Origin of the sequence: Streptomyces sp. NPDC060027, assembly GCF_042737005.1 — a bacterium.
Classification (GTDB): Bacteria; Actinomycetota; Actinomycetes; order Streptomycetales; family Streptomycetaceae; genus Streptomyces.
This window is the reverse complement of record NZ_JBHWVI010000002.1, coordinates 62,493-73,440: the sequence shown is the minus strand read 5'-3', so window position 1 is coordinate 73,440 and position 10,948 is coordinate 62,493. Positions and strand designations below refer to the sequence as shown.

The window sequence follows — 10,948 nt, the reverse complement described above, 5'->3', positions numbered from 1 at the left end:
GACAGAGAGCGGCAGCAGCCGCGGAGGAGGCGACACATGTCGAAGAACGCGAAGATCGCCGCAGGGGGTGTGGCGGTCGGCCTGATCCTGTTGATCTGGCTGCCCTGGTGGGCCGCCTTCTTGATCGTGCTGGGAGTCCCGGCGGCCGCGTACCTGGCGCTGGACCCCTCGCAGCGGCGCAGGCTGCGCCGTGCCACCCGTAAGGAGCTCGGTCGCTGAGGAGCGACCGCCGCCGCGCCTGCCGCCCTCGGCTCACCGTGGCCGGTGAGGGTCGGAGAGGCTGACGCGGCGGACCGACAAGGGCCGCGCCACGGGGATTCCCACGTGGCGCGGTCACTCAGCTGGGGCGGACCGCCATCTTGTCCAGGGCCTCCAGGAGGCCGGGCAGCTCCGGTCCGCGGCCGACGGGCAGGACCTCGCCGGGTTCCTCGTCGAGCAGGACGAACGCGATGTCGTCTGTCCTGGCGACCAGAGACCAGCCGGGGCCGTCGGCCCGCAGGGTACGAGCGTCGCCCGTGGCGAAGGAGGAGCGGACACGGCCCAGCGGGGGCGGTGTGTCCACGTACGAGCGCGCCTCGGCGAGAACGCGGCGAACACCGGTGCGGTCCGCGCCGCCACCGCTCCTCTCCCCGTCCTCGGAGCCGTCCGAGGCCTCGGCCCCCGCGGCGCCGTCCGAGGGCGCGAACTCACTGTCGTCGATCTGCTCGCGCCACGTCGCCCACTGGAGCGCGATCTCGTCCGCGCCGAGACGTCGCTGAGCCGGCCCCCAGGTGCTGGTGTCCGGCGGACTGAGCGGGGGCCGATCCGTGAGCTCGCTCGACGGATCGTGCGGAGCCGGTACCCCGGGGGCCGAGACGGCCACGTCGAGGGGCCAGCCGGGCAGCGCGGCGACGACCGTCCGCTCGTCCGGCGACAGCTCGTGCTCCATCCCGCAGTCCCAGGAGGCGATGGCGACGGCGACCAGTGAGACGTCGTCGATGACAACCGTCCACCGCGCGCCCTCTCCGTCCTGGCCGAGCACCAGTCCGTACCCCTCGGCGAGCGGGGCGAGGTCGAGCGTCGCACAGGCCTCCGGGTAGTCGTCACCCAGCACACTGGGGAACTTCGCCGGTGTCAGCAACACCGCCGTCAGCACGTACAGCGCGTCGTCGTCCCCGGTGGCGACGGCGTCTTCGTCCGTCCCGGCCATTCCAGCCTCCCGATCGCTCCATCTGTCGGCGCACCTTAAGCGACCGGAAGGCGCTTGTCACGGGCCCGAAACACATGCGGAGCTGCAGCTATCCGGCTGGACGGGGGCGAAACGCCCTCGCCGGCCCCGCCCCGGTCAGGCCGCGGGCAGTCCGAGCAGTGTTCGGGCGACCGCCTGCGGCGACTCGTCGCGTTCCCGGGCGAGAGCGATCACGGCCCGGCAGGCCAGCTCGTTCACACCGAAGGACAGCGCCTCGGGCGACACCCAGGCGGCCGCCTCGTCGATCTGCTCCTGATTGTCCTCCGCGCACGCGGACACGTACACCGCAGCCGCCTCGAAGAGGTTGTAGGCGCGCTTCCTCTCCTGCCGTGCCCCTGCCGGCGGGTTCCCTTCGGTCAGGTCGGCCGTCTTCTTGCGCCCCATCGTGCGGAGCCTGCCGAATATGCCGGACATCGGGTCACCTTCCCCCTGTGTGATCGATCGCTGACCGTCCATCTGCTGCTACTCAACGTAGAGTTGGAGCCGCGGAGACAGAAGGGGGACGGCCCGGTGAAGCGTTACGAGCGGCTCGAACAGATCCGGCGGATGGATCCGGAGAAGGAGGCCTCCGACATCTACCGGCTCACCTCCGCGTACGAGTTCCCCTGGGACTTCACCCGCGCCCTGGAACTGGCGCTCTACCGCACCTACGCCGTGCCGAGCATCGGCCGGCTGCTCGCCGAGACGGCGGAGCTCACGGACCGCGGTCAGAAGCGCTACGACGACACCGCGCTGCTCCTCGACGCGATCGTCGAGCACGGTTTCGGCGGCGAGGAGGGCCGGACCGCGATCCGCCGCATCAACCAGATGCACCGCAGCTACGACATCGGCAACGACGACATGCGCTATGTGCTGTGCACGTTCGTGGTGATGCCCAAACGGTGGATCGAGGCCTACGGCTGGCGCAGGCTGTCGCGTCACGAGATCGTCGCGTCCGCCGCGCACTACCGCACCCTGGGCCGACGCATGGGGATCAAGGACATCCCCGGGACGTACGAGGAGTTCGAGACCTGCCTCGACGCCTACGAAGAGGCCCATTTCGGCTGGGACGAAGGCGCCCGGCGGGTCTCGGACGCGACGCTGGACCTCATGGCCTCCTGGTACCCGCGTCCGCTCGCGCCCCTGCTGCGCACCACCACTCTCGCGCTGCTCGACGAGCCGCTGCTCCGCGCCTTCCGCTACGAGCCCCCGGGGGATGCCACGATCGCGCTGGTCCGGCGTGCCGTACACGCGCGCGGCCGGCTGGTCCGGTTGCTGCCGCCTCGTCGCTCCCCGCACTTCGCCCGGCAGAACCGGGAGATCAAGGGGTACCGGGACGGCTACCGCGTCGCCGAGCTGGGCACCTGCCCCGTGCCCGGTGTGCGGGGCTGCCCCGTCTCACCTGCCAGCCGCGTCGAGTGAGTCGAGGGTGGTCCGCAGCCAGGTCAGTTCGGCCCGACTCGTGGCCCGCGCGATGGTGAGGATGCCGCGCCGGAAGGGGTCGTCCAACTCCTCGGCGCGCAAAGGCCGGTCGCCGTCGTAGAAGAAGCTCGCGGGTTCGTCCAGAAAGGCCAGCCTGCGACGCAGTACGGCGGCCTGCGCCTCGGGGTTCTCCAGGTGCCTCAGGAAGGCGAGCACCGTGAACCAGCGGTTCTCGTCCGTGATGTCGCGCCGTGCCGGTTCCGCGAGCCTGCGACGCAGTTCGCGCCCGCCCTCCTCGGTGAGCGTGAGGACGTGACGCGGGGCGGCCACCGAGCCGGGCTGCGTGGCCCGTTCCAGCAGCTGCGCGCTCTCCAGCCGCTTGATCGCGGGGTACAGCGTGCTCTCCGCCACGGGCTTCACGTGTCCCGTCAGGGCGGTGATGCGTTTGCGCAGCTCATAGCCGTGCAGTGGGGCGTCGTACAGAAATCCGAGGATGGCCAGCTCCAGCATGACCACATTCTGCCGCACCAGCGTTGTACATCGCTTTCGCTATACCTCGGAACCGATGTATTCTCCTGGTGCTGGGAGAACCGAAGGAACCAGGAACGGCGAGCAGGGGGAGTGCTGTGCGACAGGCAGAGTTCGACGGCAGGGGAAGCCGGATCCGTTGGACCGAGGCGGCGGGCGACGGACCGGCGCGCGTGTACGTGCACGGGCTCGGATCGGCCTCCACGGTCTACAACGCCCATATCGCGGCCAGGCCCGAACTGGCGGGCCGGCGCACCCTGTTCGTCGACCTGCCCGGGCACGGCATCAGCGACCGGCCCGCGGACTTCGGCTACACCCTGGAGGACCACGCCGCGGCGCTGGCGGTCGCCCTGGACGACGCCGGTGTGACCGGGGCGGAACTCGTCGCGCACAGCATGGGCGGTGCCGTCGCCATCGTGCTCGCCGACCGGCGGCCCGACCTCGTCTCACGGCTCGTCCTCGTGGAGGCCAACCTCGACCCGTACCCTCCGGTCACCGCCGGCAGCAGCGGCATCGCCTCCTACGAGGAGGACGACTACGTCGAGAACGGCGGGCACGCGCGCGTGCTCGAGAAGGTCGGCCCCTCCTGGGCCGCGACGATGCGCCTCGCCGATCCACGCGCTCTGCACCGCACGGCGAAGGGGCTCATGCAGGGCACCAGCCCCACGATGCGTCAACTCCTCGTCGGGCTGACCGCGGAGCGCGTCTACCTCCAGGGCCAGCTGAGCGGTGAACTGTCGGGCGCCGAGGGCCTGGAGGCGGCAGGGGTGCGTGTCGTGACCGTGCCGGGCGCCGGACACAACATCATGTTCGACAACCCAGATGCCTTCGCCGCGGCCGTCGTCGGCCCGGCCTGACGGCTGACGGGCAGGGTTCTGCCGACGATCAGCCCCGGCGTACGGCGAGGGCGAGAAAACGTGCGTCCTCGTCCACGTACGAGGTCATGTCCCAGCCCGAACCAGCCAGCAGGGGACGCAGGTTGGCCTCGGCACGCAAGTCGTCCGGGGTGATCCGCCGTCCCTGCCGGGCCGCGAGCGCCGCCCGGCCGATCGGGTGGAAGAGGGCCAGCGTGCCGCCGGGCCGCACCACCCGGGCCAACTCCCGCAGATTCTCACCCGGGTTCGGCAGATGTGCGACGAGTCCGGCCGCGAACACCGCGTCCAGCGACTCCGTACGCAGGGGCAGTCCTGTGACATCGGCCAGTAGGAGCCGCCCGTCGCGGTCCCGTCCGGCCGTGACGGCGGCCTCCAGCATGGCCGGGGTCAGATCCGCTCCGACGACCACCCCGGTGCCACCCACGGCCGCTCGCAGCGGAGGCAGGGCGCGCCCGGTGCCGCAGCCCGCGTCGAGCACGCGGTCACCCGTGCGCAGTCCCATGCGCGCCACCGCGGCCGCGTAGGCGGGCCCGTCGTCGGGAAACCGGGTGTCCCAGTCGGCGGCGCGCGCGGCGAAGAACTCCTGGACGTGTGCGTGGTCGTGGCTCATGTGCCGCATGATCTCTCACCGACACGAAGGATGACGCGGTGCACACGTTCGAGCTTGACGCGATCGCTCTGGTGCACCTCTTCGTCACTTTGCAACAGCTTTCGAAATGCGCCCCAGTTGTGCGCCCCCATGCGCACTAGCGTCCCTGGGTCATGGGACACCTGGACCACGCCGCCTTCGGCTGGCTGACCCCCGTACTGTCGTACGCGATGGCCTGCATCGGTGCCGCACTGGGGCTGCGGTGTACGGTCCGCGCGCTCGACACAGCCGGACGGTCACGCCGCAACTGGCTCCTCGCCGCGGCCTCCGCGATCGGCACGGGCATCTGGACGATGCACTTCGTGGCGATGCTGGGCTTCGGCGTCACCGGCACCGAGATCCGCTACAACGTGCCGCTGACCCTCTTCAGCCTGTTGATCGCCATGGCCGTCGTCGGCGCGGGCCTGTTCGCCGTCGGATACGGCCGCGACAGGAGACGCGCACTCGTCCTCGGCGGACTCACCACCGGACTCGGCGTCGCGAGCATGCACTACCTGGGCATGGCGGCGCTGCGCATGCACGGCCAGGTGCGCTACGACCCGGCACTCGTCGCGCTCTCCGTCGTGATCGGCGTGATCGCGGCGACCGCCGCCCTGTGGGCCGCGCTCTCCATCAGGTCGCCCGTCGCCGTGGCCGTCGCCGCTCTCGTCATGGGCGGTGCGGTGAGCAGCATGCACTACACCGGAATGATGGCGGTGAGCGTGCGCGTCAGCCCCTCCGGCGGCGCCCTGCCCGGGGCCACGGCGATGCAGTTCATCTTCCCCCTCGCCGTCGGTCTCGGGTCCTACCTCTTCCTCACAGCGGCGTTCGTCGCGCTGTCCCCGATGTCCGACCGGCGCGAGGCACCCGCGCCGGCCCAGCGGCCGGTCGAGAGCGTCGCCCGCTGACGGCGGGCCCGGAGCCACGCGGCCCGGACGGCACGCCCCGAATCTCTCCGATCGAGGAGGCCATGCGTACACCCCGTAGGACCACCACAGCCGGCGGCCAGCCACCGCCCACGTTGCGAGGCCGCCGCGCGCACGCGGGAGCGCCTGCCGACGAGGGCGCCGACATCGGCGAGTCGGCCGCCGGGCCTTCGCCGGAAACACTCGCCCGCGGGGGGCAGTGGCACATCCGGCCCCGCACCGTCCGGGCCAAGATCGTCAGCCTGCTGATGGTGCCGATCGTCTCCCTGCTCGCCCTGTGGGCCTTCGCCACGGTGAGCACGGCGCAGGACATCGCCCGGCTGCGCCAGTTGCAACGCGTGGACTCGACGGTCCGGGCTCCCGTCGACACCGCCGTCGCCGCGCTCCAGGCGGAACGGGCGGCGGCCGTCCGCTACGCGACCGACCCCGCCGCGGTGCAGCCGAGCGAGTTCAAGGACCTCTCACGGCTCACCGACCGCGCCGTGGCGAAGCTGCGCCTGGGGGACCACAACACCGTCGCCGACGGCGCCGACCTGCCCGCCGGAGTCGCCGGACGGCTCGGCACCTTTGTCACCGAGGCGGAGCGACTGCGGCCCCTGCGCACCGCCGTACTGGACCGCCGTACCGGATGGAGCGAGGCGTACGGCCGGTACACCAGGACCATCGCGACGGCATTCAGTGTCGACGGAGCGCTCACCGGCACCCCTGGCACGGGCCTGCGCTCCGACGACCGCGTCCTGCTCGAACTCTCCCGGGCGGGAGAGTCACTCGCCCAGGAGGACGCCGTGCTCGGCGGAGCCCGGCTCGCCGGGACCCTCGACGGCGAGCGGCTACGGCTGTTCACGGGGGCCGCCGACACCCGCCGCACACTGACGGACGCCGCCGCGACGGACCTGAGCGGGCCCGAACGAACCGCCTGGAACGACCTCGTGGAGGGGAGCGCGTACGGGGACGTGCGCGCCGTCGAGGACAAGGTGCTCCTCTCGCGCCGCCCCGGCGCCAAGGCCCTCGACGCCGCGCCGGAGACGGTATGGAACCTCGCCCACGCACGCGTGCAGGACGCCATGCGCACGATCGATGCCGAAGCGGGCAGCGGTGTCGCGGACCGGGCCGACCCGTTCGGGAAGGCACTGCTCACTCCCGCCGGTGCCGCGGTCCTCTTCGGCCTCGCGGCCGTCGTCGCCTCCCTCATCATCTCCGTACGCATCGGACGCGATCTCGTCGTCGAGCTCGTCGGCCTGCGCGACGGCGCCCTGGACATCGCCCGTCGAAAGCTCCCCGCGGCCATGCGCAGACTGCGCGCGGGCGAGGCCGTCGACGTGGACGCCGAGGCCCCGCCGGGACGGCCCTCGGAGGACGAGACCGGACAGGTCGCCGAGGCGCTGAACACCGTGCACCGAGCCGCCCTGCGTGCCGCCGCCGAGCGCGCGGAACTGGCCGGTGGCATCTCCGGGGTCTTCGTCAATCTCGCCCGGCGCAGCCAGGTTCTCGTGCACCGCCAGCTGAATCTGCTGGACACCATGGAACGCAGGTCCGAAGACCCGGACGAACTGAGCGACCTCTTCCGGCTCGACCACCTCACCACACGGATGCGGCGTCATGCCGAGAGCCTGATCATCCTCTCCGGAGCCGCGCCCGGACGGGCCTGGCGAAGGCCCGTCCCCCTGACGAACGTGGTCCGGGCGGCCGTCTCCGAAGTCGAGGACTACGCGCGCGTGGAGGTACGGCAGCTCCCCGAGGCGGCCGTGGTCGGAGGTGCGGTCGCCGACCTCACCCATCTGCTGGCGGAAGTCGTCGAGAACGCCGCCCAGTTCTCGCCCCCGCACACCAGGGTGCGGATCACCGGCGAACCCGTCGGAAACGGCTACGTGATCGAGGTCGAGGACCGGGGCCTCGGCATGGGCAAGGAGAGGCTCGACGAGGCCAATCGGCGCATCGAGCAGTCCGAGGCGCTGGACCTCTTCGACAGCGACCGGCTCGGCCTCTTCGTGGTCAGCCGGCTCTCGGCCCGGCACGGCATCAAGGTGCACCTGCGGACCTCGCCCTACGGGGGCACCACCGCGGTCGTTCTGCTGCCCACGGCGCTGTTGCACGACGGCCCGGTGGAACGTTCCCTCCGCCAGGCCGACGCGGACAGGCCGGTGGAGAGGGAGTACGCGCGCGTGTCGGCGGTCCCGGAGCAGGACGCCGTCCGGCCCGTCACCGAGCGGCCCGCACTGGTCCCCCCGAGAGCGCAAGCCACGGAAGCCCTGGCGAACGGTTCGCGGGAGACCCCGCCTCCGGGAGTCGCGGCGCTCCGGCTGCATCGTCCCCCGGAGGATCCCGAAAGCTCCGACCAACTTCCCCGGCGCGTCCGCCAGGCGAACCTGGCCCCCCAACTGCGCGGACAGCGTGCCGAGGAGCAGGTGCAGCCCCCGGTGCCCGGGGTGGACGACGAGCGCACACCCGAACTCGTAAGGGCGCGAATGGCCGCGTACCGGGCCGGCTGGGTACGCGGCGGGGGTCGGTCACCCGGCTTCGGCGCCACCCCCGACCCGGAAGCGGGCAGCGACAGCAGCGAAGGAGACCCCGCATGATCCAGGACCCGAGTACGAGAGCCGCCCACCGGTCCGGCGAACTCGACTGGCTGCTGGACGACATGGTGCTGCGCGTGGCGGAAGTACGACACGCCGTGGTGCTGTCGAACGACGGACTGGCGGTGGGCGCGTCCACCGGTCTGCGGCGTGAGGACGCCGAACACCTCGCGGCCGTGGCCTCCGGATTCCACAGCCTGGCCAAGGGAGCGGGCCGCCACTTCGGCGCGGGCGGGGTGCGCCAGACGATGGTGGAGATGGACGAGGGCTTCCTGTTCGTCGCCGCGGCGGGGGACGGTTCCTGCCTTGCCGTCCTGACCGCCGTCACCGCCGACATCGGCCTCGTGGCGTACGAGATGGCGCTCCTGGTCAAGCGCGTCGGCGAGCATCTCCACGCCCCACCGCGCGTCGCCGCACAGCCACCGGCCGCGGGATGACCGAGGACGGCCTGTGCAGATGACCGAGGACACTCCGGGAGCCCCGCCGCAGCCGGGCAGCCAGTGGTACGACCAGGAGGCGGGCCCACTCGTCCGCCCCTACGCGATGACGGGCGGACGTACCAAAGCCGGTCCGACCGGGGTCCATTTCGATCTGATCGCCCTGGTCACGCTCGACGCGGGCGCACCCGGAGCCGACGACGACACCTCGCTCGGTCCGGAACACCGCACCCTGATCGAACTGTGCCGTACCGAGACCCAGTCGGTCGCCGAACTGGCCGCCGACGCCGATCTTCCCCTGGGGGTGGTCAGGGTGCTCCTGGGCGACCTCCTGGAACGGAGCTGCGTCACCGTGAGCCGCCCGGTGCCGCCCGCGCAACTGCCCGACGAGCGAATCCTCCGCGAGGTGATCGAGGGATTGAGGGCGCTCTAAGCGACCCACTTCGGTCGGCACTGTGGCTCCTCGCGTTCACACCTGGGCACCGAAGAGGCGGGTTCCGATCGCTAGGGGCAATGTGTGGTCCAGCCTCGTCCGGCGGCGCCGCGGTTGTCATGATGCTGACTTCGCTCACCCCTACTGACGCACCGATGCCGACGGTTGTCGGCACTCCCGAGAGAAGTGATCGATGGTCTCCGAGTACTCCGACGCCACGGGCGGCGACTCGACCGCCCTGGCGCTGAAGATATTGGTCGCCGGTGGATTCGGCGTGGGAAAGACCACCCTGGTGGGCGCGGTCAGCGAGATCCGGCCGCTGCGCACCGAGGAACTGCTCAGCGAGGCCGGTCAGTCGGTGGACGACACCGGCGGAGTGGACCAGAAGGTCACCACGACCGTGGCCATGGACTTCGGACGCATCACCATCAGGTCAGGTCTCTCGCTCTATCTCTTCGGAACACCCGGGCAGGACCGGTTCTGGTTCCTGTGGGACGAACTGTCGACGGGCGCCTTGGGCGCTGTCGTCCTCGCGGACACCCGACGGCTCGAAGACTGCTTCCCCGCGGTGGACTACTTCGAGCACCGTCACATCCCGTTCGTGGTGGCCGTCAACTGCTTCGCGGACGCTCGCGCGTACGGCGCCCAGGATGTGTCCCGCGCCCTCGACCTCGACCGGGGTACGCCGGTCGTCCTCTGCGACGCCCGTGACCGCGACTCCGGCAAGGAGGTGCTGATCCGGCTCGTCGAATACGCCGGGCGGGTGCACACCGCCCGGCTGCTCGACTCCGTCGGCTGACACCGCGGGCGACCGACGGACGCCACTGCTCCGCCCCTGGCCGCTCACGCTCTCGCGGCCGCTGTGTTCAGTCGGCCACGGCCGCGAAGGCCAGAACCTTCTCGATCCTCACGCGGACGAGCAGTTCACCGGGAACCCCGTTGCGCCTGCCGAACTCCTCCGCGCGCTCCTCGCCCATGTAGCGGCCGCCGATCCGGGCGGCCCAGTGCCGCAACTCGTCGACATCCTCCGACAGCACCGCCCGGCCCTCCAGCACCACGAAGTCGAAGGGCGGCCGGTCGTCGTCCACACACAGGGCGACGCGGCCGTCCCGGGCCAGGTTCCGGCCCTTGACACTGGCTTTCGCGGTGTTGAACACCAGGTCGTCGCCGTCCAGCAGGAACCAGATCGGTGCCACATGCGGACTTCCGTCGGCCCGGACGGTGGAAAGCTTCCCCGTGCGGGTCCCCTGCGAGACGAATGCTCGCCACTGTTCGTCGGTCATCTTCTCTGCCATGCCGCCCATCCTCCTTGCCGGGACGGCGGCTGTGGGGAAGGCTGGCTGGTCGAATCCTCCGGCCAGGGGGGAACGACGCAGGGGGAGACCGGATCATGGAGCAGAACACGGGACTTGGCTGGTTGCTGGACGACCTCACCGAGCGGGTCGAGCACGTTCGGCACGCGCTGGTGCTGTCCAACGACGGCCTGGTGACGGGCGCGAGCGGCGGACTACGGCGCGAGGACGCCGAGCACCTCGCCGCCGTCTCGTCGGGGCTGCACAGCCTGGCGAAGGGCTCCGGCCGCCATTTCGGCGCCGGACAAGTGCGGCAGACGATGATCGAGTTCGACGAGGCGGTGCTCTTCGTCACCGCGGCCGGAGCGGGCAGCTGTCTGTGCGTCCTCAGCGGCGCCGAGGCGGACATCGGCCAGGTCGCCTACGAGATGACGCTGCTGGTGAACCGCGTCGGCGAACACCTTCGCGTGGACGCGCGACAACCGGAGGGCAAACCCATTGTAGACCTCTGACCTGCGGTTATATCGTCGTGGTCGGAGTTGTCCACAGGCTCGACACGATGTCCGGCAAGCCGGATACGGTTTTTCCCGGAGCGAGCGCGCACCGGCGCGAGCGTCCGACAGCCCC

The 10,948-nt window shown here is 71.2% G+C and carries 14 protein-coding genes; 9 read left to right on the top strand and 5 right to left on the bottom strand.

Annotated elements, in window-relative coordinates; all coding sequences use genetic code 11:
- Window positions 1-36: 36 nt before the first annotated feature.
- The gene (locus tag ACFWBT_RS01000) at window positions 37-219 is read left to right on the top strand and encodes a hypothetical protein (protein WP_261703155.1); all 183 of its coding nucleotides are present in this window, start codon (window positions 37-39) and stop codon (window positions 217-219) included.
- A gap of 118 nt (window positions 220-337) precedes the next feature.
- Here ACFWBT_RS01000 and ACFWBT_RS00995 read toward each other — a convergent pair whose 3' ends face one another.
- Window positions 338-1,189: a hypothetical protein gene (locus ACFWBT_RS00995; protein ID WP_385694220.1), complete on the bottom strand. Its 852-nt coding sequence runs from the start codon at window positions 1,187-1,189 to the stop codon at window positions 338-340.
- Window positions 1,190-1,324: 135 nt separating this feature from the next.
- A complete protein-coding gene (locus ACFWBT_RS00990; protein ID WP_385694329.1) occupies window positions 1,325-1,612 on the bottom strand; it encodes a hypothetical protein in 288 nt (95 codons plus the stop codon).
- 126 nt (window positions 1,613-1,738) lie between these two features.
- On the opposite strand from ACFWBT_RS00990, the gene ACFWBT_RS00985 reads away from it, so the two are divergent.
- On the top strand, window positions 1,739-2,629 hold the full coding sequence (locus ACFWBT_RS00985; RefSeq protein ID WP_385694217.1) for an oxygenase MpaB family protein: 891 nt from the start codon (window positions 1,739-1,741) through the stop codon (window positions 2,627-2,629).
- Here the strand turns inward: ACFWBT_RS00985 and ACFWBT_RS00980 are convergent.
- A complete protein-coding gene (locus ACFWBT_RS00980) occupies window positions 2,606-3,139 on the bottom strand; it encodes a PadR family transcriptional regulator (RefSeq protein WP_385694214.1) in 534 nt (177 codons plus the stop codon). The genes ACFWBT_RS00985 and ACFWBT_RS00980 overlap by 24 nt on opposite strands.
- A 116-nt stretch (window positions 3,140-3,255) precedes the next feature.
- Between ACFWBT_RS00980 and ACFWBT_RS00975 the strand changes: the two genes are divergently transcribed.
- A complete protein-coding gene (locus ACFWBT_RS00975) occupies window positions 3,256-4,014 on the top strand; it encodes an alpha/beta fold hydrolase (protein WP_385694212.1) in 759 nt (252 codons plus the stop codon).
- Window positions 4,015-4,042: 28 nt separating this feature from the next.
- Here ACFWBT_RS00975 and ACFWBT_RS00970 read toward each other — a convergent pair whose 3' ends face one another.
- Window positions 4,043-4,642 carry a class I SAM-dependent methyltransferase gene (locus ACFWBT_RS00970; protein WP_385694209.1) on the bottom strand — a complete coding sequence of 200 codons (600 nt, stop codon included), beginning with the start codon at window positions 4,640-4,642 and terminating at the stop codon, window positions 4,043-4,045.
- 152 nt (window positions 4,643-4,794) lie between these two features.
- Between ACFWBT_RS00970 and ACFWBT_RS00965 the strand changes: the two genes are divergently transcribed.
- From ACFWBT_RS00965 to ACFWBT_RS00945, 5 genes are all read left to right on the top strand, one after another.
- Window positions 4,795-5,568, top strand: coding sequence for an MHYT domain-containing protein (locus ACFWBT_RS00965; RefSeq protein ID WP_385694206.1), 774 nt, complete (start codon window positions 4,795-4,797; stop codon window positions 5,566-5,568).
- 62 nt (window positions 5,569-5,630) lie between these two features.
- The gene (locus ACFWBT_RS00960) at window positions 5,631-8,162 is read left to right on the top strand and encodes a nitrate- and nitrite sensing domain-containing protein (protein WP_385694203.1); all 2,532 of its coding nucleotides are present in this window, start codon (window positions 5,631-5,633) and stop codon (window positions 8,160-8,162) included.
- Entirely contained in the window at window positions 8,159-8,596 is a 438-nt protein-coding gene (locus tag ACFWBT_RS00955; protein ID WP_266755904.1) for a roadblock/LC7 domain-containing protein, read from the top strand. Before ACFWBT_RS00960 ends, ACFWBT_RS00955 begins: the two co-directional genes overlap by 4 nt.
- 19 nt (window positions 8,597-8,615) lie before the next feature.
- A complete protein-coding gene (locus tag ACFWBT_RS00950; RefSeq protein WP_351535244.1) occupies window positions 8,616-9,029 on the top strand; it encodes a DUF742 domain-containing protein in 414 nt (137 codons plus the stop codon).
- A 193-nt stretch (window positions 9,030-9,222) separates the two neighbouring features.
- On the top strand, window positions 9,223-9,828 hold the full coding sequence (locus ACFWBT_RS00945) for an ATP/GTP-binding protein (protein ID WP_385694199.1): 606 nt from the start codon (window positions 9,223-9,225) through the stop codon (window positions 9,826-9,828).
- Window positions 9,829-9,895: 67 nt separating this feature from the next.
- Here the strand turns inward: ACFWBT_RS00945 and ACFWBT_RS00940 are convergent, their stop codons facing one another.
- Complete coding sequence (locus ACFWBT_RS00940) at window positions 9,896-10,324, bottom strand: PPOX class F420-dependent oxidoreductase (protein WP_385694197.1); 429 nt, start codon at window positions 10,322-10,324, stop codon at window positions 9,896-9,898.
- Between the two features lie 95 nt (window positions 10,325-10,419).
- Here ACFWBT_RS00940 and ACFWBT_RS00935 point away from each other — a divergent pair, with 95 nt between their 5' ends.
- A complete protein-coding gene (locus ACFWBT_RS00935) occupies window positions 10,420-10,833 on the top strand; it encodes a roadblock/LC7 domain-containing protein (RefSeq protein ID WP_385694194.1) in 414 nt (137 codons plus the stop codon).
- Window positions 10,834-10,948: the final 115 nt, after the last annotated feature.